Source organism: Pseudomonas sp. Pseusp15, assembly GCF_059492165.1.
Map to the genome: position 1 here is coordinate 4,916,938 of NZ_CP168523.1, position 25,916 is coordinate 4,942,853.

A 25,916-nucleotide genomic window follows, 5' to 3' on the forward strand; every position below is an offset into this window, starting at 1 on the left:
CGATATGCTGTGCTAGTCAAAACTTTTTTAATTTTGACCGCAGCGACTCAAAGACTACTGTGACGCAGACACCACAAGGCACGCGGTCTATAGAGACAGCGCGCGCACTTGTAGAAATTTTGAGGTGCTTGGAGAGGCGGCCTGGGTAAGGCCGCCGAATCTTCAGCGAGTTGTTGCCAGTTCCTGTTGGACGCTGGCGACAGTGCGAGGCCAAGGTTTACCAGCCTGAACCTTCGCTGGCAAGGCCTTGATGGCAGTAACGGCTGCATCGCGGTTGGCGAAGCTACCGTAGGTGATGACGTAAAGCGGCTTGCCGTTGAGCACTTTCTTGAAATAACGGTACTCGCCGCCCTGCTCCTTGACGAAGTTTTGCGCGGTCGATTCGGAGCTGGTGCCAAGGATCTGCACTACATAGCTGCCTGGTGCCTGGCCTGCGTACCAGCTGCCACCAGCGGCTTTGGCCACGGTAGCTGGCTTCTCGGCGGGTTTGGCCACGACGGCCGGCTTGGCGGGCGCTGGAGCCGGTTTGGCAGCCGGTGCAGGCGCTGGCGCTGGCTTGGCCACAGGCGCGACAGGCTTGGCGGTCGCGACTTGAGTCGGCGCAGGCGTCGGCTTGGCAGCCGGTGTCGGCGCGGGCCCCGCTGGAACGCCTGCCGGTGGCGCAGTGGTGGTCACGGTCGGCGGTGTGGCGCTGGAGCCTTCGACCGGTACGCCATCATCGCCTTCGGTAATGCCTCCAGCCGCTTCGGCCAACGGACCACGCATCACTGGCTGCGAGTTACCGACCAACGGCAATGGCATCGGTTGCGTATTACCGGCGAACTCCACGGAGGGAGCGCCTGCACTGTTAGGTTTTGGCGTGCCCTGGCCCAGCGGCAGTTGTGCCTGTTCGTTGGCAGGCGCGCCGGTGGTCGGTGCTTTGTTGCGACCTGGCATCAACCAGGCGGCAGCTACCGCGACCACGACGACGGCGGAAATTGCCAATACGTGTTTCTTCGGCATGTTGAACCCCATACTTGGACGCTTGACCGCTGAGCGGCTGGCAATCATGGCTTCGATCATTGCATCGCGGGCGACCTGGTTGATGTTGCCAGGCCAACCGTCGGAGCTTTCGTGAATATCAGAGATCTGATCCGCGGTGAAAAGTTCGATTCCCCGGCCAGCACCTTCAAGACGCTGATCCAGATATTCGCGGGTTTCTTCTTCGGTGTAGGGCTGCAATTCGATGACGTGAAAACGCTCTTCCTCGAGGCTCAGCGCATCAAGTTGAGCAATCAGCGAGGACTCACCGAACAGGAATACATGCGGACGACCTTCCGGCGCGCCGGCAGCCAGGGCCAACAAGGCTTCCAGTGCAGACTCGTCGAGTTGCTCGGCGTCATCCACCAGCAAATAGACTTCCTGCCCCGTGAGCGCAAGCTGCACCACTTGAGCCAGGATCGCACCGATCTCGGCCTGAGCAACGTCCAGCGCCTGAGCCACTTGATTCAGCACGCCAGCGGCATCGCCGGCGCCACGGGCGGAAACCACCACGCTCTGCACTGACTGTTTGTTGGTGCTGGCTACCAGGGCCTGACGCAACAGGGTTTTGCCGCTGCCTTGCGGACCGGTGACCACCAGCAGCAACTGGCTGTAGCGAGCCAGGTGGTGCAACTGGCCCAGCACCGGCTTGCGCTGGGCCGGGAAGAATTTGAAGCCAGGCACCCGTGGAGCGAAAGGGTCATGACTTAACTGGTAATGGCCGAGGAAAGCCTCGTCGGCATGCAAACTAGTCATCGGGATCTTATTAACCTTTAAGCTGAGCCAGGGCGCGGTAATCCGCTCCCAGCGTGGCCTGTAAAACCTCTTTCGGATAATCGTCGGTCACCACCGCTTCGCCCATGTGGCGCAGCAGCACCAGGCGCAAACGACCGTCGATCACTTTCTTGTCAATTGCCATGTGTTCGAGAAAATCTGCTTCGGTCATCTCTTCCGGCGGGATGACCGGCAGGCCGGCGCGCTGGAACAGGCGAATACCGCGATTACGCTCCTCTTCGCTGATCCAGCCCAGCCGCGCGGACATTTCCAGAGCCATCACGGTGCCAGCAGCGACTGCTTCACCATGCAACCAGACACCATAGCCCATATGGGTTTCGATCGCGTGGCCGAAGGTATGCCCCAGGTTCAACGTGGCACGCACGCCGGTCTCTTTCTCGTCGGCACCCACCACTGCCGCCTTGGCCGCACAGGAACGTTCGATAGCGTAAGTCAGGGCGGCCTGGTCCAGGGCGCGCAGGCGATCGACGTTTTCTTCGAGCCAGGTCAGGAATGGCTCGTCACAGATCAGCCCGTACTTGATGACTTCCGCCAGCCCGGCAGACAGTTCGCGGGCCGGCAGTGTGTTGAGGGTGGCGGTATCGATCAGCACCACGTTGGGCTGATAGAAGGCGCCGACCATGTTCTTGCCCAGCGGATGATTGATCCCGGTCTTGCCGCCCACCGAAGAATCGACTTGCGACAGCAACGTGGTCGGCACCTGGATGAAATCGACGCCCCGCTGGTAGCAGGCCGCGGCAAAACCGGCCATGTCACCGATCACGCCGCCACCGAGGGCAATCACCGTGGTGCGACGGTCGTGCCGAGCAGTCAGCAAGCCATCGAAAATCAGTTGCAGGGTTTCCCAGGTCTTGAAGGCTTCGCCATCGGGCAGCACCACGGAAATGACCGAGAACTGCGCCAGACTGCGGGTCAGACGCTCGAGGTAGAGCGGCGCGACGGTCTCGTTGGAGATGATCGCCACCTGCCGCCCGCGGATATGCGGGGCTAGCAGCTCAGGCTTATCCAACAAACCTTCGCCAATATGAATCGGGTAGCTGCGCTCGCCTAGATCGACCTTGAGTGTCTGCATGTGTCCCCACAGTGAAGATGGAATCAGGCGTCCTGCCTTGAGTTTACGAATTCCATGGCGTCTGCTGGTGTGACGCCGTCCGGTAGTCATCCGCCACAACCTTGAGCGGCTGCGACAGGACGCCGAGGATAGCGCATTTCGCCCCGTGCATTAACGGGGCGGCAGCTGCTGCAAGCGTTCGAGAATATCGAGCACCACCATCCGCGGTGGCCGCTCATCGGTTTCCACCACCAGGTCGGCGATTTCCCGATACAGCGGGTCACGGATCGCAAGCAAGTCCCGCAGGGTCTTGGCCGGATCGGCGGTACGCAGCAGTGGCCGATTGCGATCGCGAGCCGTTCGGCCCACTTGCTGCTCGACAGACGCGTGCAGATAGACCACCCGACCACCGGCGTGCAGCGCCCGACGATTGGCCTCGCGCATTACCGCTCCGCCACCGGTCGCCAACACCACGCCGTCGGACGCGCACAGCTCGGCAATCATCGCCTGCTCGCGGTCACGAAAGCCCGGTTCGCCTTCTTTATCGAAAATCCACGGGATATTGGCGCCCGTGCGCAATTCAATTTCCTTATCGGAATCTTTGAACGGCAGGCGCAGCTCTTTGGCCAGCAACCGGCCGATGGTGCTTTTTCCAGCCCCCATCGGTCCAACAAGAATCAAATTTCGCACAGAATCAATGACTCACAGCAATCGCCTGATTGTTCATGATACGCGGAGTGAGAAATACCAGCAGCTCGGATTTTTTCTCCGAAACCACGTCACGCCGGAAAAGGCGGCCAAGATACGGCACATCACCGAGAAATGGCACCTTATCTACAACCTTGCTCTGAGTATTTGAGAAAACCCCACCAATCACGATGGTCTCGCCGTCGTTGACCAATACCTTGGCGTTGACCTCGTTTTTCTTGATCGGCGGTACATCCTGCACTTTATTCAGGTAGTCCGGTTCGTCCTTGGTGACCTTGACCTCCATGATGATGCGGTTGTCCGGGGTGATCTGCGGCGTCACTTCCAGGGACAGCGAGGCCTCCTTGAACGACACCGAAGTGGCACCGCTGGAGCTGGCTTCCTGATAGGGGATTTCGGTGCCCTTGAGGATTTTCGCGGTTTCCTTGTCTGACGTGACCACCTTGGGCTGCGAGACGATTTCCCCGTTGCCGGTTTTTTCCATGGCCGTCAGCTCAAGGTCCAGCAGCACATTGTCGGTAATGAAGGCGATGCCGATCCCCGAGGTGTTGGAGGAAGTCCCAAGATCGACGAACGGCGAGTTGGTGCTGGTGCTGCCCGGCGTGCCGACGGTGGTCGAAGAGCCGTTGACCCCGGAGCCGTTCCAATTACCCTTCTGCACCGAACCGCCCCAGCGCACGCCGAGGCTTTTGTCGTAATCGACGTTGGCTTCAACGATGCGCGCCTCGATCATCACCTGACGCACTGGAATATCCAGCTGCGCAACGATGCGACGCAGCTCGTCGAGGCGGTCCTGGGTCTGGTAGGCAATGATGTTGTTGGTCCGCTCATCGACAGTGATTGAACCGCGCTCGTCGACTTTCGCCTCGGCGCTGGTCACCGACTGGAACAGCTTGGCGATATCGGCAGCCTTGGCGTAGTTGACCTGCAACAGCTCACGACGCAGAGGCGCCAGTTCGGCGATTTGTTTCTGCGACTCCAGCTCCTGACGCTCCCGGGCGGCGATTTCATCGGCCGGCGCCACCAGCAACACATTGCCAATTTTGCGCTTATCCAGGCCTTTGGTTTTCAACACCAGGTCCAGCGCCTGATCCCACGGCACATTCTGCAGGCGCAACGTGATGCCGCCCTGCACCGTATCACTGGCCACCAGATTGAGGTTGGTGAAATCGGCGATCAATTGCAGCACCGAGCGCACATCGATGTCCTGGAAATTCAACGAGAGCTTTTCGCCGCTGTAGGCAAAACGTTCGGCGTTGCGTTTTTGCAAGTCATCGACAGTCATCGGCCGGATGCTGATGGTCAGTTTGTTATCGGTCTGGTAGGTCGAATAATCGAAGGCGCCGCTGGGCTCGATGCTGATGATGGCCCGGTCGCCCGTGGCGCTGGCGTTGACGAACTGCACCGGGGTAGCGAAATCCTTGACGTCGAGACGGACGCGCAACCGCTCAGGCAATTGGGTTTTGGTGAAGCCGACGATGATCTTGCCATCGCGTTCCTGAATGTCCGGGGCGATGGACGGATCCGACAGATCGATAACCACGTTGCCTTCACCCTGGGTGCCACGCTGGAAATCCACGCCACGAATAGCCTTGCCCACGGGAGCACTGGCTCTGGCGGGTGCGGGTACCGCCGTGGCCGCGCGTGGTGCGCTGGCAATCGGTTTGGACGCCTTGTTACCGGGCGCCTGCCCGACGACCACGAACAGGTTGTTGCCTTCGACGCGTGCGTTATACGGAGTCAGTTGAGTCAGACCGATGATCAGCCGCGTGCGGTCCTTGGCTTCCACCACCGTGGCGCTGCGGGCATTGCCGCCGCCCAGGTCACGACTCTTGTTCGCCAGCTGACTGGTAACTCCCGGCAAATCCAGCGCAATCCGCGCAGGCTGCTCAGTCGTATAGCCATGAGGCTGCGGTGGCGGCCCGTCGAACGACAACTTCAGCTCGACACGGTCACCAGGCAGCGCGGCGACATCCAGCGCTTTGAGGTTGGCCGCCTGTACCAACGGCGACAGAAACGCTATCCATAGCGAAATACCGAAGGTTGAGAAAATCCTGTTCATTGTTCGAGTTCCACTATGAGTGCTCTTTCAAAGGGATGGTCCGCGGCCGCTCCAGCCAGGCGCCTTCGCCATCGGGAACGATTTCGACCACATCGACTTGCGAAGCGCTGATGGCGACGATCCGTCCATCATTACGTCCCAGGTAATCGCCGACTTTCAGCCGATGCACACCGCCCGCCCCACGCAGCAGCGCAAAGGAGCCGGAGGCATTGGAGATTGTGCCGACCATTTCAAATTGTTCGATGTTGAAGCCTTCGAGGTACTGCTTGACCCGGTTGGGGTCGGGCTTGACGTTGCGCGAGCCGTGCTTCTGGCCAGCCAGATCGACTCTGACCTGCCGGGAGAACGGGCTGCGCAGGTTGGCAGCGCTGTAGGTGAATGTCGGATAAGACTGGAATGTCGGCGTTGGTTCAATCTTGCCGGGCGCTCGCAGGCGCACTTCGTTCAGGTAGGCGTCGATGTCGCTGAAACCATTGTCACCGCCACAACCGGCCAGGACGACCAGACACATCACCATCGACAGGCAACGAATCGGGTTCATTTCTGCAACCCCTTGTCGTTGTAGCGGTAGGTCTTGGCAAGGATGCTCATGCGCAACTTCGGACCGCCTTCGGGATTGGCCGGCACCAAGTCGAAATCATGCAGGGTGACGATCCGCGGCAACCCCGCCACGCCGCTGACGAAAGTGGCCAGGTCGTGATAGGCGCCGGTGACGGTGATCTGGATAGGGAGTTCGATGTAGAACTGCTGGGTGACCTCCGGCAGCAGCTTGATCTCTTCGAACTCCAGGCCACTGCCCAGGCCGGTGCGGGTGATGTCCTCCAGCAGGCCGGGCACTTCGGTGTCGCTGGGCAATTGCCGTAATAGCATGCCGAAGGAGTTCTCCATTTCCTTCATCTGCTGGGTATACAGCTCAAGATTGGCCGCCATGTGGGCTTTGGTCGCAAACTGCTCCTTGAGCGTCGACTCCTCCTCACGCTTGAGTTCCAGGTGGCTTTCCAGGTCGCTGATCAGGAAGCTATAGCCCAGAGCCATCACCAGCACCATCAGCAGAACACTCGCAAGAACCTTGATCGCCCTTGGCCAGGAACCCATGTTGTTGGTGTCCAGATCGCTGATGTCGATCTGGCGCAACCCTTCGAGCCATTCGGACAGCCTCATTTAGCCACCCCCACAATCGCCGGCTGAGTCTGACGGACGGTCAACTGAAAAATATTGGCCTGATCCAGCTGACCGGCGGTGGTCGCTTTGACTTCCGTGAGATTGGGCGCATCAAACCAGTCGGATGCATCTAGATTGCGCATCAAATCCGAAACACGATTGTTGGACTCCGCCGCGCCGGTGATGGACAAGGTCTTGCCGACCATTTTCACTTCGGTGAAATACACGCCGTCCGGCAAGGTGCGCGCCAACTGATCGAAGATCCTCCCGCTGATCGGCCGGTTGCCTTGCAGGTCCTGGATGATGCGCATGCGCTCGACGAGCTGCTGGCGACGAGCCTTCAGATCGCTGATCTGTTTGATCCGTTCGTCGACCACGGCAATCTGCTTGGCGATGTAATCGTTACGCGCGACTTGTTGATCAATGGCGCTGTTAATGACCTGGTCCGTGATCAGCAGTGCCCCCACCGACCCTGCCAGCACACCGGCCAACGCCAGCAAAAAGCGTTTGCGCCGCGCTTCGCGCAACTCTTCACGCCAGGGTAAAAGATTGATCCGTGCCATCAGTCGAAACTCCTGAGGGCCAGCCCGCAGGCGATCATCAGTGCCGGCGCATCGCTCGCCAGGGCACTGGCGTTGACCCTGCTGCTCAGGGTCATGTCGGAGAATGGGTTAGCGACCTGGGTCGGCGTACCCAGACGCTGCTCGATCAACCGATCCAGCCCTGGGACCGAGGCAGTGCCGCCGGCCAGGAGAATGTGATCGACCGAGCTGTATTGGCCGGAGGCAAAGAAAAACTGCAATGAGCGCGATACTTGTTGCACCAACGCATCCCGAAACGGCTGCAAGACCTCACTGACGTAATCGTCCGGCAAACCACCCTGTTTCTTCGCCAACCCAGCCTGCTCGACCGTCAGGCCATAACGGCGCTGGATTTCTTCCGTCAGTTGTCGGCCGCCGAACAATTGTTCGCGGGTGTAGATGATCCGCCCATTATTCAACACGCTCAGGGTGGTCATGGTGGCGCCGATATCGACTACCGCCACGGTCAGATGCTCCTGAGAGGCGGCCAGCTGGGTTGCCAGCAAGCCGAACGCTCGCTCCAGGGCATAGGCTTCGACATCGACTACTCGCGCGGTCAGCCCGGCCAGGGCCAGGGCCGCTTCACGAACCTCGACGTTTTCCTTGCGACAGGCGGCCAGCAGCACATTGACCCGCTCGGGGTTGCGCACTGACGCGCCTTGCACTTCAAAGTCGATCGCCACTTCATCCAGCGGATACGGGATGTACTGATCGGCCTCGATCTTCAGCTGGTTTTCCATCTCGTCGTCGGAAAGACCGGCGTCCATCTCGATGGTCTTGGTGATCACCGCCGAGCCGGCGACCGCTACGGCGACGTTCCTCTGGCTGGTTTTGGCCTTGAGCAGCACGCGCGCAAGGGCCTGCCCCACGCCTTCGAGCTCGGCAATATTTTTTTCGACCACGGCACTGGCGGGCAGCGGCTCGACCGCATAGGCCTCGACCCGATAACGGTCGCCTTGGCGGCTTAACTCCAACAGCTTCACCGACGTAGAGCTGATGTCGATCCCCAGAAGCGCATTGGTTTTTTTATTGAAGAGTCCTAGCACTACCAATTCCCTATGACTATCCGTGAGTTACGGACTCTGTAATATCCATTGCGTTCAATACCCCCCGTCTTGACAGAAGCGCAAATGACGCTCCCTGCGGAAAAATGCTTATAATGCCGAGCGTTTTTCCGCTTTCACTGCAAGCGCGGGTCATTCTCTTTATAGCCTGAACCCTGATGCCTAATTCATTCTTTGCCCTGGATATCCAAAAGCCTTGATTCGTCTGCTGAAATTCTTCGGTTGGTCCATCGTCGCCGTTTTCTGCGGACTGCTCCTGGGTCTGAGCGGCGCCTTTCTTTACCTTAGCCCTGGATTGCCATCTGTGGAGGCGCTGAGAAGCATTCAGTTGCAGATTCCTTTGCGGGTGTACAGCAGCGACAACAAGTTGATCGCAGAATTTGGCGAAATGCGCCGTACGCCGATCCGTTTCGCCGACATTCCCCCCAATTTCATTAATGCGTTACTAAGTGCTGAAGACGACAATTTCGCCAACCACTACGGCGTCGATCCCAGCAGCCTGATGCGTGCCGCCACCCAGCTGGTAAAGAGCGGACACATTCAGTCCGGCGGCAGCACCATCACCATGCAGGTGGCGAAGAACTTCTTCCTGAGCAGCGAACGCAGCTTCTCGCGCAAAACCACCGAAATCCTCCTGGCCCTGCAGATCGAACGGCAGCTGACCAAGGACGAAATTCTCGAGCTGTACGTCAACAAGATTTATCTGGGCAACCGCGCCTATGGCATCGAGGCAGCGGCGCAGGTCTATTACGGCAAGTCGATTCGTGACGTCAGCCTGGCGCAGATGGCGATGATCGCCGGTCTGCCAAAAGCCCCGTCGCGCTTCAACCCGCTGGCCAACCCGGCCCGCAGCAAGGAGCGTCGCGACTGGATCCTGGGGCGCATGTACAAGCTCGGCAAGATCACCGAAGCCGACTACACCGCGGCGATCAACGAACCGCTGAACGCCAGCTATCACGTGCCGACTCCGGAAGTGAACGCACCGTACGTCGCCGAAATGGCCCGCGCCGAAATGGTCGGTCGCTATGGCAGCGATGCGTACACCGAAGGTTTCCGCGTCACCACCACGGTGCCGAGCGATTTGCAGGAAATGGCCAACAGCGCGGTTCACGAAGGCTTGATGACCTACGATCAACGGCACGGTTATCGCGGCCCCGAGTCACGCCTGCCGGGTAAAACCCGAGAGGCCTGGACCCAGGAACTGACCAAGCAGCGGACCATCAGCAGCCTGGAGCCGGCGATCGTGACCCAGGTCGACAAGAACGGCGTGCAGGTGCTGACCCGCACCGGCGAAGAACACGTTGCCTGGGACACCATGAAGTGGGCCCGTCCGTTCCTGAACACCAACAGCATGGGCGCCAATCCGAAGCAGCCGTCGGACGTCGCGCAGGTCGGCGATCTGATTCGCGTACAACGTCAGCCGGACAATTCGCTCAAATTCAGCCAGATTCCGCAGGCCCAGGGCGCACTGGTGTCCCTCGATCCGCAGAACGGTGCCATTCGTTCCCTGGTCGGCGGTTTTGCCTTCGAGCAGAGCAACTACAACCGCGCCATGCAGGCCAAGCGCCAGCCAGGTTCGAGCTTCAAGCCGTTCGTCTATAGTGCCGCCCTGGATAACGGCTACACCGCCGCCAGCCTGGTGAACGACGCACCGATCGTGTTCGTCGACGAGTACCTGGACAAGGTCTGGCGCCCGAAGAACGACACCAACACCTTCCTCGGCCCTATCCGCATGCGTGAAGCGCTCTACAAGTCGCGCAACCTGGTATCGATCCGCCTGCTGCAAGCGCTGGGCGTCGACCGCACCATCGACTACATCAGCAAGTTCGGCTTCAACAAGCAGGACCTGCCACGCAACCTGTCCCTGGCATTGGGCACCGCGACCCTGACGCCAATGGAAATCGCCACTGGCTGGAGCACCTTCGCCAACGGCGGCTACAAGATTTCCCCGTATATCATCGACAAGATTGAAAGCCGCAATGGCGACACACTGTTCGTTGCCAACCCGCCGAGCGTTCCGAAAGGCAACGTAGTCAGCGACGGCATCGCCGTGCCGGCCGCCAATACCTTCACCGTCAACGCCATCCCAGGCGAAGCGCCGGGCGCCCAGCCAGTGTCACAAACGCCAGCGGTGGCCGAACGTATCATCGATGGCCGCACCACCTACATCCTCAACAGCATGCTTGAGGACGTGATCAAGCTCGGCACTGGCCGTCGTGCGCTGGCCTTGGGCCGCAGTGACATTGCGGGCAAGACCGGCACCACCAACGAATCCAAGGACGCCTGGTTCTCCGGCTACAACGCCGATTACGTGACCACCGTCTGGACCGGCTTCGACCAACCGGAAAGCCTGGGTAAACGCGAGTTCGGCGGCACCGTCGCCCTGCCGATCTGGATGAACTACATGGGCGCTGCCCTCAAAGGCAAGCCAGCCCATACCCAGCCGGAACCTGAAGGCATCCTTAGCCTGCGGGTCGACCCGGTCAGCGGTCGTGCAGCCACCCCAAGCACGCCAGGCGCCTACTTTGAGCTGTTCAAGGCCGAAGATACGCCACCGTCGGTGAACGAGCTGGGTAACGGCAATGTGCCGGGCAGCCCGCTACCAGCGGACGAAGCGGCGCCGATCGATTTGTTCTGATCGCCGCAACACCAAAAAGCCCCGCCTTCGAAAGAAGTGCGGGGCTTTTTATTGCCTGCTGTCTCGTCCTGAATAAGGTTTACACCTTCTGACTTATCTTCAGGAGGAACCAATGGATACGGGAAAAAGGCGCAGCCAACGTGATTACACGCTGGGCTTTAAATTGGCAGTCGTCGATCAGGTCGAAAAAGGCGAGTTGAGTTATAAAGAGGCTCAACGGCGCTATGGGATTCAGGGGCGGTCGACTGTGCTGGCGTGGTTACGCAAGCATGGGCGGCAGGACTGGAGCCAAGGCGCCTCTATTCGCACCCAGAGGAGCCGACCGATGGACGAACAAAGTTTGCCTCTGACGCCTGAGCAGCGAATCAAGGAGCTGGAGGAAAAGCTAGCCCTTGCCAATCAGAAAGCCCAATTCTTCGAAGCGGTGGTTGACGTGTTGAAGAACGATTACGGGGTTTCTATCGTAAAAAAGCGATCCGGCAAGTCCTCACCCAAGGGCAAGTCCAAGGCCTGAGCATTCAGAGGGCTTGCCAGTTTCTGGGTATATCCCGGCAGGCGTACTACAAACGAAACCGGGCTCATGACGCGCAAGCCAGTCATGCTCAGAAAGTGCTGGGTTTTGTCCTGGAAACACGTCTTCAGATGCCCCGGTTGGGCACTCGTAAGCTGCATGGCCTTATGCAGGCGGAGCCTGAGCTGACGCAAACGGTAGGTCGAGATCGGCTATTCGATATCTTGCGAGACAATCGGCAACTGGTTCCTCGCAAGCGCGCCTATCACAAGACCACTGACAGCCATCATCGCTTCCGCCGACATCCGAATCGGTTAAAACCTGGCCCTGATCAAGTGACTGCTACGGGCCCCGAGCAGGTCTGGGTGGCGGACATCACCTATTTGCCGACCCAACAAAGCGTTGCCTATGTGAGCTTGGTGACCGATGCCTACTCTCGCAAAATCGTCGGCCATCACGTGCATGAAACCCTGCACACCGAATCGGTCATACAGGCAATGAACAAGGCTCTAAGGAACAGAAGAACGGATCAGGCGCTGGTGCACCACTCAGATCGCGGCTCGCAATACTGCTCTGATCTCTACCAGAAGTTGCATGCCAAGCATGGAGTCAGGTGCTCCATGACCGACGGGTACGACTGTTATCAGAACGCTTTGGCGGAGCGTGTAAACGGGATCTTGAAGACAGAGTTTCTGCTTCACCGACCTAGAGATCTGGCCGAGGCGATTCGAATGGTCGACGAGTCGATAAGCATCTACAACAGCAAACGTCCGCACCTATCGTTGAAATGCAAAACGCCCGATGCGGTGCATCGGGCGTTTTGAGGGTGAAACAGGTGTAAACCTATTTCAGGACTAGACATGCCTGCAAACCACTCAGATACAAAAAAGCCCCGACTCAGAATGAGCCGGGGCCTTTGGTTGAAGCGCTACAACGGCTTAGCCGTTGAACACGTCATCCACGCTTTTCAGCGGGTAGTTCTTCGGATACGGCAGGGTCGCCACGCCGGTCTCGATTGCAGCCTTGGCCACGGCATCGGAGATCAGGGTGATCAGACGGGCATCCATTGGTTTCGGGATGATGTACTCACGACCGAATTCCAGCTTGATGCCGCCGTAGGCATCGCACACTTCCTGAGGCACTGGCAGCTTGGCCAGTTCACGCAGGGCGTTGGCAGCAGCCACTTTCATTTCTTCGTTGATGCGCTTGGCGCGAACGTCCAGGGCACCACGGAAGATGAACGGGAAGCCCAGTACGTTGTTGACCTGGTTCGGGTAGTCCGAACGGCCGGTGGCCATGATCACATCGTTGCGAGTGGCGTGCGCCAGTTCCGGGGAGATTTCCGGATCCGGGTTCGAGCATGCGAACACGATCGGGTTGGCCGCCATGGATTTCAGGCCTTCAGCGCTCAGCAGGTTCGGGCCGGACAAGCCAACAAACACGTCGGCGCCTTCCAGTGCGTCAGCCAGGGTGCGCTTGTCGGTCGCGTGAGCGAAGACGGCCTTGTACTGGTTCAGGTCATCACGGCCGGAGTGGATCACACCGGTACGGTCAACCATGTAGATGTTTTCGATGTTGGCGCCCATGCTCACCAGCAATTTCATGCAGGAGATGGCAGCAGCACCGGCGCCCAGGCAGACGATCTTGGCTTCCGGCAGGGTTTTACCGGCGATTTCCAGGGCGTTGATCATGCCGGCAGCGGTCACGATCGCGGTACCGTGCTGGTCATCGTGGAATACCGGAATGTCGCACTGCTCGATCAGAGCGCGTTCGATTTCAAAGCACTCAGGTGCCTTGATGTCTTCCAGGTTGATGCCACCGAAGGTGATGGAGATACGCTTGACGGTGTCGATGAAGGCTTGCGGGCTTTCGGAGTCGACTTCGATGTCGAACACGTCGATGCCGGCGAAACGCTTGAACAGAACACCTTTACCTTCCATCACCGGCTTGGAAGCCAATGGACCGAGGTTACCCAGGCCCAGAATCGCGGTGCCATCGGAAATGACTGCAACCAGGTTGCCTTTGCCGGTGTATTTGTAGGCCAGTTCAGGATCGCGGGCGATTTCGCGTACTGGTTCGGCTACGCCGGGGCTGTAGGCCAGCGACAGGTCGCGGGCGGTAGCAGTGGCCTTGGTGAGCTCGACACTCAGCTTCCCTGGACGAGGATTGGCGTGATATTCGAGAGCGGCAGTTTTCAAATCAGACATGTGGGCATTCCGCTTTTTACTGTTGGACAGACGGACCGCCGAGGATACTCGTGTCGCAAAGTCCCCACAAGACTGACCAGTCACCCCTGTCAAGCGCCCTGCCCTACGACTTTGGGCCAAGAGCCACGGAATACAAGGGATGGACTGTTCACAATCTACAGAATAAATGTCTACAATTTTTCTTGCGGCGCGACCTGCAACATCGCCGGATCGGTCAGCGGCAAAAGCCAGCGTGCCTGCCCGGGCTTCAGCCCGCCACGGCGCGAACGATCCACGACCCAGCCACGAGCCTCGATTTGCTTGCCTTTGAGCTTCTCAAGCGACGCGTCATCGAATTGCCCCAGCAAATTGGGTGCAACCCGCAATACAACTGAATCCTGCAACTCGATCCAAACCCCGCCGCGATTGCGCTGAACCTTGCTCACACGACCACTAAGCACGGCGAAGCCGGACGCGTTGATCTGCTCCGCTTTCAGTACAGGTGACTGTCGCCACAGCCCGAGACCGGCCTGACGAGCACTGCGTTCCGCCGCCTGCTGGCAGCCGACCAAATCGACGTTCGGCGCTACCGCGACCTGAAAACCGAGACCTTCAGCAAGCATCTGCGCTTCGAGGTTGGCGCCATCGACGCTGTAGACATGGGCCAGCGTGCGGCCGTAATGGTCCTTGCCTTCTTTACCCGGCAGCAGACCGACCCGCCCGTCGCTGGCGGCCACCAGGGCTGCCAGGCGTTTGCGCGCGGCCTCGGCGAACGGCTCGTCGGAACGACCCTGCTTGCCCAGCTCCGGCGTGTTCAAACCGATCATGCGCACACTGCGCCCATCGCTCAGACGCAAGGTGTCGCCATCCACCACCCGCTGGACTGCGACCGGCGTCAGCCCGCTCGGCGCCGGGCAGAAGGCCTGGGCAGCGGAAAACCAAATCGCAGACATAAAAAAGGCGCCCGCGAGGGACGCCTTTTTCATCAGCATGGAAAAACCGTAACGGCTTCCCAAGTTGATCGGCCTTAGGCCTTTTTCGCGCCGAAAGCACCGAAACGGTCTGCGAAACGCTGAACGCGGCCGCCAGTGTCCAGAGTCTTTTGCTTACCGGTGTAGAACGGGTGGCATTCGTTGCAAACGTCGATCGCCAGGGCTTTGCCGTAGGTCGAACGGGTTTCGAACTTGTTGCCGCAGCTGCAGGTAACAGCAACTGCTGGGTATTCTGGATGGATATCAGCTTTCATGGTGTCTTCCTCAGGCTAGCGTGCCGCCACCCAACACTATTGTTGAATACCGCACGTAATTAGGCCGCGGATTCTACCAGACCTTTGCAAACACGCAAGCTGTCGTGGGTGCCCTCCATCAGGAAAGACTGTTCAATGTTGACGGCGTCTTTTAACGCCATGCTGCGTTGCTACTCCTCCCCATAGCGCGCTATGAGTCGTCGTAGCGCCTTGCCTGGCATTAAAATCCACTCGTCAACACTTGAACGCTTTCCTGATGGAGGACACAAATCCGACCGTCTGCTAGGCTCCCGGCCTTCTTCATCACCCCTTCACCGAGTAAACAATCGCGTGCCCAACGCCATTCTGCGCCTCGCCCTGCCTTCGCCCCTGCGCCGCCTGTTCGACTATCGCGCCCCGGCTGGAGTCCTGCGCGCCCAGTTACACCCGGGCATGCGTTTGCGGGTGCCGTTCGGCCGGCGGGAGATGATCGGGATTCTGGTGGAGATCACCGACCACAGCGAAGTCCCGACAGAAAAGCTCAAACCGGCGCTGGCCCTGCTCGATGCGGTACCGCCGCTGCCACCCGCGCTGTTCAAGCTGTGCCTGTGGACGTCCCAGTATTATCAGCACAGCCTCGGTGACACGTTGAGCTGGGCGCTGCCGGTGTTGCTGCGTCAGGGTGAACTGGCCGAAGCCCGTCAGGAGCGGTTCTGGTCCGCCGCGCCCGGCGCCAGCCTCGATGACCCGCGCATCGCCCGCGCCCCGAGGCAGCGCGAAGCCCTGGCGACCCTGGCGCAACATCCCCATGGCGTCGCCCATCAGTTGCTGAGCAAACTGATGCTGAGCAAGGACAGCCTCGATCTGTTGCTGGCCAAGGATCTGGTGCAGGTAGACATCCGCAGGCACGCGCCCGGCGCTCGCCACGAACACTGGCTGGCACAACCGGAATTGCCGCTCAACCCGGAGCAGCGCGCCGCTTATGAAGCGATTCGCGCCGGGTTCGACAGTTATCACGCGTTCCTGCTGGCTGGCGTCACCGGCAGCGGCAAGACCGAAGTCTATTTGCAACTGATCCGCGAAACCCTCGAGGCCGGCAAGCAAGCCCTGGTGCTGATCCCGGAGATCAACCTCGGCCCGCAAACCCTGGCGCGCTTCGAACAGCGCTTCAATGCACGCATCGCACTGATCCACTCCGCCGTCAACGACCGCGAGCGCCTGGACGCCTGGCTGGCCGCGCGGGATGGCGAAGCCGACATTATTATCGGCACCCGTTCGGCGCTGTTCACGCCGATGAAGAACCCCGGCCTGATCATCATCGATGAAGAGCACGACGGCTCCTATAAACAGCAGGAAGGCTTGCGCTACCACGCCCGCGACCTGGCGCTGGTTCGCGCCCGGCAGGAAAACATCCCGATTGTCCTCGGCTCCGCCACGCCTTCGCTGGAAAGCCTGCAAAACGCCTACACCGGTCGTTACGGCCTGCTGCGCCTGAATGAGCGCGCCGGTGGTGCCAAGCAACCGCGCTTCCTGCGCCTGGACGTGAAAAGTCGTCCACTGGACAGCGGCATTTCCGGGCCGATGCAGCAAGCCATCGGTCAGACCCTCGCCGCCGGCCAGCAGGTGCTGGTGTTCCTCAACCGTCGAGGGTTCGCCCCGACACTGCTCTGCCACGATTGCGGCTGGATGTCCGAATGCCAGCGTTGCGACGCGCGAATGACCGTGCACCAGCGCTCGGGCGAATTGCGTTGCCATCATTGTGGCTACGTCGAGCGCGTGCCTCGGCATTGCCCGAAGTGCGGCAAGGTCGATTTGCGGCCCGTGGGCGCCGGTACCGAGCGTGCCGAGGAACGCCTGGGGATTCTGTTCCCGGACGTCCCGGTGCTGCGGGTCGACCGCGACAGTACTTCACGCAAAGACGCGATGAATCAGTTGTTCGCGACCATCCAGAAAGGCCAGCCGTGCATTCTGGTCGGCACACAGATGCTTGCCAAAGGGCACCACTTCCCTCGGGTGACCCTGGTGTCGATTCTCGATGCCGACGGCGGGTTGTTCTCCGGCGACTTCCGCGCCAGCGAGCGCATGGCGCAGTTGATCGTCCAGGTCGCCGGACGCGCGGGGCGGGCCGAAGAACCGGGCAAAGTGATTATCCAGACGCACCTGGCGGACCACCCGCTGCTGGTGCAACTGACCGAACAGGGCTACTTCGCCTTCGCCGAACAGGCGCTGAGCGAGCGCCGCTCCGCCGGGTTGCCGCCATTTGCGCATCTCGCGCTGCTGCGGGCCGAAGCGCACAAACCGGGGCAGGCCGAAGGGTTCCTCGATGAAGCGTGCAGTGAGGCCGAACGACTGCTGACCGAACAGCATCTGACCGGTATCGAGTTGCTGGGACCGGTTCCGGCACCGATGGAGCGCCGAGCCGGGCGCTATCGCGCACAGTTATTGCTGCAAGCCACGGCCCGGGCGCCACTGCATCGATTGTTGAGCAGTTGGTTGCTGGCTTTGGAGCAGATGCCCAGTGGGCGGGCAGTGCGTTGGTCTTTGGATGTCGACCCTGTGGATTTGTATTGATTGGAAGGTTGCTTTCGCGAGCAAGCCCGCGATAGCGGTCGAATAGTCACCACATATCCATAACCTGCCCGCTATAGTTGGCAAGCCCGTCTTCGCAACGGATAATACCCAGTTTTTCCACTAGCGCACTGAAGCGCCGCCGCGCCTGCGGTCGAAAGAGAAGACCATGAAAGACACCATTCGCCAGCTGATCCAACAAGCCATCACCCAACTCGTCAACGAAGGTGTGTTGCCTGAAGGCCTGTCGCCGGCGATCCAGGTGGAAAACTCCCGTGACAAGACTCACGGCGACTTCGCCAGCAACATCGCGATGATGCTGGCCAAACCGGCCGGCATGAAGCCCCGTGACCTGGCCGAGAAAATCATCGCCGCGCTGCCGGCTGACGAAAACGTCTCCAAAGCCGAAATTGCCGGTCCTGGCTTCCTGAACTTCTTCCAGAACACCCAAGCCCTGGCGACCCGCCTGGACGCGGCCCTGGCCGACGACCACATTGGCGTACGCAAGGCCGGCCCGGTGCAGCGCACCGTGGTTGACCTGTCGGCCCCGAACCTGGCCAAAGAGATGCACGTCGGCCACTTGCGCTCGACCATCATCGGCGACGGCGTGGCCCGGGTGCTGGAGTTCCTCGGCGACACCGTGATCCGTCAGAACCATGTCGGCGACTGGGGCACCCAGTTCGGCATGCTGATGGCTTATCTGCAGGAAAACCCGATCACCAGCGACGAGCTGTCGGACCTGGAAAACTTCTACCGCGCCGCCAAGCAGCGCTTCGACGAATCCGAAGAGTTCGCCGACCGTGCCCGCGGCCTGGTGGTCAAGCTGCAAGCCGGCGACCCGGACTGCCTGGCCCTGTGGACCAAGTTCAAGGACATCTCGCTGTCCCACTGCCAGAAAATCTACGAGCTGCTGAACGTCAAACTGACAATGGCCGACGTGATGGGTGAAAGCGCCTACAACGACGACCTGATCAACGTGGTCAACGACCTCAAGGCCAAAGGCATGCTGGTCGAGAGCAACGGCGCCCAGTGCGTGTTCCTCGACGAGTTCAAGAACGCCGAGGGCGAACCGCTGCCAGTGATCATCGTCAAGGCCGATGGCGGCTACCTCTATGCCACCACCGACCTGGCGGCCGTGCGCTACCGCAGCGGCGTGCTGAAAGCCGATCGCGCGCTGTACTTCGTTGACCAGCGCCAGGCCCTGCACTTCCAGCAGGTGTTCGCCGTCGCCCGCAAGGCCGGCTTCGTGACCCATCCGATGGAAATGGAACACATGGGCTTCGGCACCATGAACGGCGCCGACGGCCGTCCGTTCAAGACCCGTGACGGCGGCACCGTGAAGCTGATCGACCTGCTGACCGAAGCCCAGGAGCGTGCCTACACGCTGGTGAAGGAGAAGAACCCGGAGTTGGCCGAAGACGAGCTGCGCAACATCGCCAAGGTCGTGGGCATTGGCGCGGTGAAGTACGCCGACCTGTCCAAGCACCGCACCAGCGACTACAGCTTCAACTTCGACCTGATGCTGAACTTCGAAGGCAACACCGCACCGTACCTGCTGTACGCCTACACCCGAGTGGCCGGCGTGTTCCGCAAGCTTGGCAAGGATTTCAGCGAAGTCGAAGGGCAAATCGTCCTCGAAGCGCCGCACGAACATGAGCTGGCGGCGAAACTGGCGCAGTTCGGCGAAATCCTGAATAACGTGTCCGACAAAGGCACGCCGCACATTCTCTGCACCTACCTGTACGATGTTGCCGGCCTGTTCTCCAGTTTCTACGAGAACTGCCCGATCCTCGGCGCCGATACCCCGGCGCAAATGCAGAGCCGTTTGCGCCTTGCTGCGTTGACCGGCCGCACTCTCAAGCAAGGCCTGGAACTCTTGGGTCTGGAAACTCTGGAGCGTATGTAAGTTGGCTGCCAAGAAAAAACCTGCACCCAAGCGTGGCGCCAGCCGTTACCAAGCTCCTGCAAAGCAACCGATCCCGGGCTGGCTGTGGATGGCCATCGGCCTGACGGTCGGCGCGTTCATTGTGTTCCTGATGAAGCTGGAGCCGGGCAAGGGCAGTGACAGCGTCAAGCGCGAGAAGGTCGAGCAACAGCAGAAAGCTACCAAGATCGCCGAAGCCAACAAGACCCCGCCGAGCCCGACGCAACCGGTGAAGCCGAAGTACGACTTCTACACCTTGCTGCCGGAATCGGAAGTGATCGTGCCGCCGGATGCGGTACCGGAGAAAACCCTGCCGACGCCACAAGTGCCGGCCGTGCCGACCACGCCGGTGACGCCTGCGGAAGCGGCGAAGATCGACACCGCCCGGGCTCAGGCGGCATTGGCCGGCATCACTCCGCCGCCAGCGCCACCGGTGGCTAAAGCGGCGCCAGTGACCAAGTTCTTCCTGCAGGCCGGTTCGTTCCGCAAGCAAGCCGATGCCGACAAGGTTCGGGCGCAGATCATCCTGCTGGGTCAGGCCGTGGCGGTTGAATCCGGCACGGTGAAGGACGAGACCTGGTACCGGGTGCTGGTCGGCCCGTTCAGCAACCGTGAACAACTGACCACCGCCCAGAAACAATTGGCGGGCAGTGGCTTCAGTAACCTGTTGTTACAACAACGCCAGAGCCGCTAATTTCGTCAAGGACACTGCGTCATCGTTCTTCGCGGGCAAGCCTCGCTCCTACAGGATCACGTAAATCTCTGTAGGAGAGAGGCTTGCCCGCGAAGGCGTCAGAACAGACAACACATTCATCTCTGCCCACCACCGCTCGTCCCCCGCCGCGTCCTACAGTTGAAAAACGCTCCACCACCCCCATATGAGTTGGCATAAGGCATTTTCGCCCCGCCGCGTGGAGACTCTCCCTTGACCACCATCGTTTCAGTTCGCCGCCACGGCAAAGTCGTCATGGGCGGCGACGGCCAGGTTTCGCTCGGCAATACCGTGATGAAAGGCAACGCGAAGAAAGTTCGCCGCCTGTACCACGGTCAGGTTATCGCCGGTTTTGCCGGGGCTACCGCTGACGCCTTCACCCTCTTCGAACGTTTCGAAGGCCAACTCGAAAAACATCAGGGCCACCTGGTTCGCGCCGCTGTCGAACTCGCCAAAGAATGGCGCACCGACCGCTCCCTCAGCCGCCTCGAAGCCATGCTCGCGGTCGCCAACAAGGATGCCTCCCTGATCATCACCGGCAACGGTGACGTGGTTGAGCCTGAAGAAGGCCTGATCGCCATGGGTTCCGGCGGCGGCTACGCCCAGGCTGCGGCCAGCGCGCTGTTGAAAAAGACCGACCTGTCGGCCCGGGAAATCGTCGAAACCGCTTTGGGCATCGCTGGCGACATCTGCGTGTTCACCAACCACAACATCACCATCGAGGAGCAGGATCTCGCTGAGTAAGCCTGTCTTGGCCTAGCGCCACGGCTCACTTTTGCTTGAGGACCGCCAATTACTATGCCCATGACCCCCCGTGAAATCGTCCACGAACTCAATCGCCATATCATCGGCCAGGACGATGCCAAACGCGCCGTCGCCATTGCCTTGCGCAACCGCTGGCGCCGGATGCAGCTGCCCGAAGAGCTGCGCGTCGAAGTCACCCCCAAGAACATTCTGATGATCGGCCCGACCGGCGTCGGTAAAACCGAGATCGCCCGTCGCCTGGCCAAACTCGCCAACGCTCCGTTCATCAAAGTCGAAGCGACCAAATTCACCGAAGTGGGCTATGTCGGCCGCGACGTCGAATCGATCATTCGTGATCTGGCGGACGCGGCGATCAAGCTGCTGCGCGAACAGGAAATGACCAAGGTTCGCCACCGCGCCGAAGACGCCGCCGAAGAGCGCATCCTCGACGCCTTGCTGCCACCGGCACGCATGGGTTTCAGCAACGAAGACGCCGCCCCGGCCCAGGATTCCAACACCCGCCAGCTGTTCCGCAAACGCCTGCGTGAAGGTCAGCTGGACGACAAGGAGATCGAAATCGAAGTCGCCGAAATCACCGGCGTCGATATCTCCGCGCCACCGGGCATGGAAGAAATGACCAACCAGTTGCAGAGCCTGTTCGCCAACATGGGCAAGGGCAAGCGCAAGAGCCGCAAGCTCAAGGTCAAGGAAGCGCTGAAACTGGTTCGCGACGAAGAAGCCGGTCGCCTGGTCAACGAAGAAGAGTTGAAGGCCAAGGCGCTGGAAGCTGTCGAACAGCACGGCATCGTGTTCATCGACGAAATCGACAAGGTCGCCAAGCGCGGCAATACCGGTGGCGTCGATGTATCCCGTGAAGGCGTACAGCGCGACTTGCTGCCGCTGATCGAAGGCTGCACCGTCAACACCAAACTGGGCATGGTCAAGACCGACCACATCCTGTTCATCGCCTCTGGCGCATTCCACCTGAGCAAGCCGAGTGATCTGGTGCCGGAGCTGCAAGGTCGCCTGCCGATTCGGGTCGAACTCAAGGCCCTGAGCCCGGAAGATTTCGAGCGTATCCTCAGCGAACCGCATGCCTCTCTCACCGAGCAGTATTGCGCGCTGCTGAAAACCGAAGGGCTGCTCATCGAGTTCCAGCCGGACGGCATCAAGCGTATTGCCGAGATTGCCTGGCAGGTCAACGAGAAGACCGAGAACATCGGCGCCCGTCGCCTGCACACCTTGCTGGAGCGTCTGCTTGAAGAGGTGTCGTTCAGTGCCGGCGATCTGGCCAGCACCCATGACGAAAAGGCGATCCTGATCGATGCCGATTACGTCAATAGCCACTTGGGCGAATTGGCGCAGAACGAAGACCTGTCCCGTTATATCCTGTAGGTCTCATTCTGTGTGAGCGGCTTCCGTGGCGAGGGAGCTTGCTCCCGCTGGGTCGCGAAGCGGCCCCAAAGTCGGTGAATGCGGTTTATCTACAAGACCTCATTCGCCGGATTTACGACTGCTACGCAGCCGAGCGGGAGCAAGCTCCCTCGCCACAGATCACCCGCCGACACAGGGCCTTCATACAAACGGAAGATCGGCCCCATGACGACCCAACTCCCCACCGACATCAAACTGCACAAAGCCTCGAAAACCCTGACGCTCAAATACGCGTCCGGCGAGGAGTATCACCTGCCCGCAGAATTCCTTCGCGTGCACTCTCCTTCCGCCGAGGTCCAGGGCCACGGCAAACCTATCCTGCAATTTGGCAAGATCGGCGTAGGCCTGAGCAAGGTCGAACCAGCCGGTCAGTACGCACTGAAATTGACCTTCGACGACGGCCACGACAGCGGCCTGTTCACCTGGGAATATCTGTACCAGTTGGCGGTGCGCCAAGAGGATCTGTGGAACGATTATCTTGCCGAACTCAAAGCGGCCGGAAAGACCCGTGATCCGAACGAGTCGGTCGTCAAGCTGATGCTCTAGGTCAGGCCTCGAGGTATTTAGAGGGCATTTTCTAATTCCATCTGTTTGAATGCTTGGCTGCCGGGTCAACGATTGGCCCGCTTGCGAAAAAAATTAAACTCGGGTAACCAATGGAGCTGGCAAGTTCCGTGCATTTGTAGCTATGCGCAATTAACGGTCACCCCGAGCAGTAGTACCTGGCGTTTGCTGTGTGACTACACAGCTGGGCTCAGGTACTCGCCTCAGGACAATGGAGCGTCGTAGATGAGTAACAAGCAAAACGATGACCTGAAATTCCAGGCTTCAGAAAATACCTTGGGACTGAATCCTGTTGTTGGGCTGCGTAGAAAGGATCTACTGGGCTCTGCCCGAATGGTGCTGACCCAGGCCATCAGACAACCCATCCACAGTGCCAGGCACGTCGCCCATTTCGGCATCGAACTCAAGAACGTGCTGTTCGGAAAATCCGAGCTTCAACCGCAAAGCGACGACCGCCGTTTCCTCGACCCGGCCTGGAGCCAGAACCCTCTCTACAAACGTTATTTGCAAACTTATCTGGCGTGGCGCAAGGAGCTCCATACCTGGATCGATAAGAGCAATCTCTCGCCCAAGGACGTCGCTCGCGGGCATTTCGTGATCAACCTCATGACCGAAGCCATGGCCCCGACCAACACGGCAGCCAACCCGGCGGCGGTCAAACGCTTCTTCGAAACCGGCGGCAAAAGCCTGCTCGACGGCCTCTCTCATCTGGCCAAGGATCTGATCCACAACGGCGGGATGCCGAGCCAGGTCAACATGGGCGCGTTCGAAGTCGGCAAGAGCCTGGGTGTGACCGAAGGCGCGGTGGTCTTTCGCAACGACGTGCTGGAGCTGATCCAGTACAAGCCGATCACCGAGCAAGTGCATGAACGCCCACTGCTGGTGGTGCCGCCGCAAATCAACAAGTTCTATGTTTTCGACCTCAGCCCGGACAAGAGCCTGGCGCGCTTCTGCCTGCGCAACAACATGCAGACGTTCATCGTCAGCTGGCGCAACCCGACCAAGGAACAACGCGAGTGGGGTCTGTCGACCTACATCGAAGCGCTCAAGGAAGCGGTCGACGTGGTCACCGCGATCACCGGCAGCAAAGACGTGAACATGCTCGGTGCCTGCTCCGGCGGCATTACCTGCACCGCGCTGCTGGGTCATTACGCAGCGATCGGCGAGAAGAAAGTAAACGCCCTGACTCTGCTGGTCAGCGTGCTCGACACCACCCTCGACAGCGACGTGGCCCTGTTCGTCGACGAGCAGACCCTCGAAGCCGCCAAGCGCCACTCCTACCAGGCCGGTGTGCTGGAAGGTCGCGACATGGCGAAAGTCTTCGCCTGGATGCGTCCCAACGACTTGATCTGGAACTACTGGGTCAACAACTACCTGTTGGGCAACGAGCCACCGGTGTTCGACATTCTGTTCTGGAACAACGACACCACTCGCCTGCCGGCCGCCTTCCACGGCGACCTGATCGAGATGTTCAAAAACAACCCACTGATCCGCCCCAATGCACTGGAAGTGTGCGGCACACCGATCGACCTCAAACAGGTCGATGCCGACATCTTTTCCCTGGCCGGCACCAACGATCACATCACCCCGTGGAAGTCCTGCTACAAGTCGGCACAACTGTTCGGCGGCAAGGTCGAGTTCGTGCTGTCCAGCAGCGGACATATCCAGAGCATTCTGAACCCGCCGGGCAATCCGAAAGCACGCTACATGACCAGCACCGACATGCCGGTCAAGGCCGAGGACTGGATGGAAAACTCCACCAAGCACACCGACTCCTGGTGGTTGCATTGGCAGGCGTGGCAGGCCGAACGCTCGGGCAAACTGAAGAAGTCCCCCGCCAACCTTGGCAACAAGGCCTATCCCGCGGGTGAGGCGTCGCCAGGCACGTATGTGCACGAACGTTGAGCTTCAAACAACTCGCAGTCCGCGGCACTGGGAGGTGCCGCGATTGTCATTAATCAGCCTCGAGGCCAGCCTCGAACATTCTGCGACGGCCCGGGATGGCCCAATCAGCGTTTAAAACTTACAGGGCTTCGTGCATGCCGCAACCGTTCGTATTCCGTACCGTCAACCTGGATGGGCAGACCCTCCGCACCGCGGTACGCCCCGGCAAGCCTCACTTGACGCCCTTGCTGGTTTTCAATGGCATCGGCGCCAACCTGGAGCTGATATTTCCGTTCGTCCAGGCACTGGATCCGGACCTGGAAGTCATCGCCTTCGACGTACCCGGTGTCGGCGGCTCATCGACGCCCAGCCGGCCGTATCGCTTTTCGGGCCTGGCGAAACTGACGGCGCGAATGCTCGATTATCTCGATTACGGGCAGGTCAATGTGATCGGCGTGTCATGGGGTGGCGCCCTGGCGCAGCAATTTGCCTATGACTATCCCGAGCGCTGCAAGAAGCTGGTGCTGGCAGCCACGGCGGCCGGCACAGTGATGGTGCCGGGCAAACCAAAAGTGCTATGGATGATGGCCAGCCCACGACGCTACATCCAGCCGTCCCATGTGATTCGCATCGCGCCGATGATCTATGGCGGCTCGTTCCGTCGCGATCCGACCCTGGCGGCCAGTCACGCCGCGCGGGTTCGCTCGGCAGGCAAACTGGGCTACTACTGGCAGCTATTCGCTGGGTTCGGCTGGACCAGCATTCACTGGCTGCACAAGATCCACCAGCCGACCCTGGTGCTGGCCGGCGACGACGACCCACTGATCCCGCTGATCAATATGCGCATGCTGGCCTGGCGAATTCCCAACGCCCAATTGCACATCATCGACGACGGGCATCTGTTCTTGATTACCCGGGCCGAAGCGGTGGCACCGATCATCATGAAGTTTCTCGAAGAGGAACGTCAGCGCGCAGTGATGCATCCGCATCCGGCGCCATCGGGCAGTTGACCGGCCCCGGATTTGGTTCAGGAAAAGAGCGTCGACAGGACGTCGTACCGCGCAACAATCCGCAACAACGTCTA

General features: G+C 60.0%; 21 protein-coding genes. 10 read left to right on the top strand and 11 right to left on the bottom strand.

Features of this window, described 5'->3' with window-relative positions; translation table 11 throughout:
- Positions 1-162: 162 nt before the first annotated feature.
- The 8 genes from ACEN8R_RS22150 to ACEN8R_RS22185 form a co-directional block, all read right to left on the bottom strand.
- Entirely contained in the window at positions 163-1,776 is a 1,614-nt protein-coding gene (locus ACEN8R_RS22150) for an AAA family ATPase (RefSeq protein WP_064615929.1), read from the bottom strand.
- A gap of 10 nt (positions 1,777-1,786) precedes the next feature.
- Positions 1,787-2,887: a 3-dehydroquinate synthase gene (gene aroB / locus ACEN8R_RS22155; protein WP_018928613.1), complete on the bottom strand. Its 1,101-nt coding sequence runs from the start codon at positions 2,885-2,887 to the stop codon at positions 1,787-1,789.
- Between the two features lie 150 nt (positions 2,888-3,037).
- Entirely contained in the window at positions 3,038-3,556 is a 519-nt protein-coding gene (gene aroK, locus ACEN8R_RS22160) for a shikimate kinase AroK (RefSeq protein WP_019581860.1), read from the bottom strand.
- A gap of 4 nt (positions 3,557-3,560) precedes the next feature.
- The gene (locus tag ACEN8R_RS22165) at positions 3,561-5,636 is read right to left on the bottom strand and encodes a type IV pilus secretin PilQ (RefSeq protein WP_018928614.1); all 2,076 of its coding nucleotides are present in this window, start codon (positions 5,634-5,636) and stop codon (positions 3,561-3,563) included.
- A 13-nt stretch (positions 5,637-5,649) separates the two neighbouring features.
- Positions 5,650-6,177 (bottom strand): pilus assembly protein PilP, encoded by a 528-nt coding sequence (locus tag ACEN8R_RS22170; RefSeq protein ID WP_018928615.1) that lies wholly within the window; start codon positions 6,175-6,177, stop codon positions 5,650-5,652.
- Positions 6,174-6,797, bottom strand: a complete 624-nt coding sequence (gene pilO, locus ACEN8R_RS22175) for a type 4a pilus biogenesis protein PilO (protein WP_018928616.1) — start codon at positions 6,795-6,797, stop codon at positions 6,174-6,176. Before pilO ends, ACEN8R_RS22170 begins: the two co-directional genes overlap by 4 nt.
- Complete coding sequence (locus ACEN8R_RS22180; RefSeq protein WP_018928617.1) at positions 6,794-7,360, bottom strand: PilN domain-containing protein; 567 nt, start codon at positions 7,358-7,360, stop codon at positions 6,794-6,796. Before ACEN8R_RS22180 ends, pilO begins: the two co-directional genes overlap by 4 nt.
- Entirely contained in the window at positions 7,360-8,424 is a 1,065-nt protein-coding gene (locus ACEN8R_RS22185) for a pilus assembly protein PilM (RefSeq protein WP_018928618.1), read from the bottom strand. Before ACEN8R_RS22185 ends, ACEN8R_RS22180 begins: the two co-directional genes overlap by 1 nt.
- Before the next feature lie 214 nt (positions 8,425-8,638).
- Here ACEN8R_RS22185 and ACEN8R_RS22190 point away from each other — a divergent pair, with 214 nt between their 5' ends.
- Both ACEN8R_RS22190 and ACEN8R_RS22195 read left to right on the top strand, forming a co-directional pair.
- Positions 8,639-11,080, top strand: a complete 2,442-nt coding sequence (locus tag ACEN8R_RS22190; protein ID WP_018928619.1) for a penicillin-binding protein 1A — start codon at positions 8,639-8,641, stop codon at positions 11,078-11,080.
- A gap of 112 nt (positions 11,081-11,192) precedes the next feature.
- Positions 11,193-12,415 (top strand): IS3 family transposase gene (locus ACEN8R_RS22195; protein ID WP_495624367.1). Its coding sequence is split into 2 segments (ribosomal slippage): positions 11,193-11,544 and positions 11,544-12,415, totalling 1,224 coding nucleotides; the frame shifts between segments, so codons are not numbered across the junction.
- Between the two features lie 114 nt (positions 12,416-12,529).
- Here ACEN8R_RS22195 and ACEN8R_RS22200 read toward each other — a convergent pair.
- From ACEN8R_RS22200 to rpmE, 3 genes are all read right to left on the bottom strand, one after another.
- On the bottom strand, positions 12,530-13,798 hold the full coding sequence (locus ACEN8R_RS22200; RefSeq protein WP_018929144.1) for a malic enzyme-like NAD(P)-binding protein: 1,269 nt from the start codon (positions 13,796-13,798) through the stop codon (positions 12,530-12,532).
- A gap of 170 nt (positions 13,799-13,968) precedes the next feature.
- On the bottom strand, positions 13,969-14,769 hold the full coding sequence (locus ACEN8R_RS22205; protein WP_018929145.1) for a thermonuclease family protein: 801 nt from the start codon (positions 14,767-14,769) through the stop codon (positions 13,969-13,971).
- 35 nt (positions 14,770-14,804) lie between these two features.
- Positions 14,805-15,023, bottom strand: coding sequence for a 50S ribosomal protein L31 (rpmE, locus tag ACEN8R_RS22210; protein WP_018929146.1), 219 nt, complete (start codon positions 15,021-15,023; stop codon positions 14,805-14,807).
- Positions 15,024-15,353: 330 nt separating this feature from the next.
- On the opposite strand from rpmE, the gene ACEN8R_RS22215 reads away from it, so the two are divergent.
- The 8 genes from ACEN8R_RS22215 (at position 15,354) to phaZ (ending at position 25,842) form a co-directional block, all read left to right on the top strand.
- Positions 15,354-17,573, top strand: coding sequence for a primosomal protein N' (locus ACEN8R_RS22215; RefSeq protein WP_018929148.1), 2,220 nt, complete (start codon positions 15,354-15,356; stop codon positions 17,571-17,573).
- 166 nt (positions 17,574-17,739) lie between these two features.
- Positions 17,740-19,476: an arginine--tRNA ligase gene (argS, locus tag ACEN8R_RS22220; protein ID WP_018929149.1), complete on the top strand. Its 1,737-nt coding sequence runs from the start codon at positions 17,740-17,742 to the stop codon at positions 19,474-19,476.
- Between the two features lies 1 nt (position 19,477).
- Positions 19,478-20,188 (top strand): SPOR domain-containing protein, encoded by a 711-nt coding sequence (locus ACEN8R_RS22225; RefSeq protein WP_007936813.1) that lies wholly within the window; start codon positions 19,478-19,480, stop codon positions 20,186-20,188.
- 231 nt (positions 20,189-20,419) lie between these two features.
- Complete coding sequence (hslV, locus tag ACEN8R_RS22230) at positions 20,420-20,950, top strand: ATP-dependent protease subunit HslV (protein ID WP_007936812.1); 531 nt, start codon at positions 20,420-20,422, stop codon at positions 20,948-20,950.
- 54 nt (positions 20,951-21,004) lie between these two features.
- Positions 21,005-22,345, top strand: a complete 1,341-nt coding sequence (gene hslU, locus ACEN8R_RS22235; protein WP_019581849.1) for an ATP-dependent protease ATPase subunit HslU — start codon at positions 21,005-21,007, stop codon at positions 22,343-22,345.
- Positions 22,346-22,549: 204 nt separating this feature from the next.
- Positions 22,550-22,930, top strand: coding sequence for a gamma-butyrobetaine hydroxylase family protein (locus ACEN8R_RS22240; protein WP_018929151.1), 381 nt, complete (start codon positions 22,550-22,552; stop codon positions 22,928-22,930).
- Positions 22,931-23,173: 243 nt separating this feature from the next.
- Positions 23,174-24,853 carry a class II poly(R)-hydroxyalkanoic acid synthase gene (phaC, locus tag ACEN8R_RS22245; protein WP_026286647.1) on the top strand — a complete coding sequence of 560 codons (1,680 nt, stop codon included), beginning with the start codon at positions 23,174-23,176 and terminating at the stop codon, positions 24,851-24,853.
- Between the two features lie 134 nt (positions 24,854-24,987).
- On the top strand, positions 24,988-25,842 hold the full coding sequence (gene phaZ, locus ACEN8R_RS22250) for a poly(3-hydroxyalkanoate) depolymerase (protein ID WP_018929153.1): 855 nt from the start codon (positions 24,988-24,990) through the stop codon (positions 25,840-25,842).
- The last annotated feature ends 74 nt before the right edge of the window (positions 25,843-25,916 follow it).

Excerpts from the sequence above, each read along its gene's own strand:
- ACEN8R_RS22150 (WP_064615929.1), bottom strand. The coding sequence starts at position 1,776 with ATGACTAGTTTGCATGCCGACGAGGCTTTCCTCGGCCATTACCAGTTA.
- aroB (WP_018928613.1), bottom strand. The coding sequence starts at position 2,887 with ATGCAGACACTCAAGGTCGATCTAGGCGAGCGCAGCTACCCGATTCAT.
- ACEN8R_RS22165 (WP_018928614.1), bottom strand. The coding sequence starts at position 5,636 with ATGAACAGGATTTTCTCAACCTTCGGTATTTCGCTATGGATAGCGTTT.
- ACEN8R_RS22170 (WP_018928615.1), bottom strand. The coding sequence starts at position 6,177 with ATGAACCCGATTCGTTGCCTGTCGATGGTGATGTGTCTGGTCGTCCTG.
- pilO (WP_018928616.1), bottom strand. The coding sequence starts at position 6,797 with ATGAGGCTGTCCGAATGGCTCGAAGGGTTGCGCCAGATCGACATCAGC.
- ACEN8R_RS22180 (WP_018928617.1), bottom strand. The coding sequence starts at position 7,360 with ATGGCACGGATCAATCTTTTACCCTGGCGTGAAGAGTTGCGCGAAGCG.
- ACEN8R_RS22200 (WP_018929144.1), bottom strand. The coding sequence starts at position 13,798 with ATGTCTGATTTGAAAACTGCCGCTCTCGAATATCACGCCAATCCTCGT.
- ACEN8R_RS22205 (WP_018929145.1), bottom strand. The coding sequence starts at position 14,769 with ATGCTGATGAAAAAGGCGTCCCTCGCGGGCGCCTTTTTTATGTCTGCG.
- rpmE (WP_018929146.1), bottom strand. The coding sequence starts at position 15,023 with ATGAAAGCTGATATCCATCCAGAATACCCAGCAGTTGCTGTTACCTGC.
- argS (WP_018929149.1), top strand. The coding sequence starts at position 17,740 with ATGAAAGACACCATTCGCCAGCTGATCCAACAAGCCATCACCCAACTC.
- hslU (WP_019581849.1), top strand. The coding sequence starts at position 21,005 with ATGCCCATGACCCCCCGTGAAATCGTCCACGAACTCAATCGCCATATC.
- ACEN8R_RS22240 (WP_018929151.1), top strand. The coding sequence starts at position 22,550 with ATGACGACCCAACTCCCCACCGACATCAAACTGCACAAAGCCTCGAAA.
- phaC (WP_026286647.1), top strand. The coding sequence starts at position 23,174 with ATGAGTAACAAGCAAAACGATGACCTGAAATTCCAGGCTTCAGAAAAT.
- phaZ (WP_018929153.1), top strand. The coding sequence starts at position 24,988 with ATGCCGCAACCGTTCGTATTCCGTACCGTCAACCTGGATGGGCAGACC.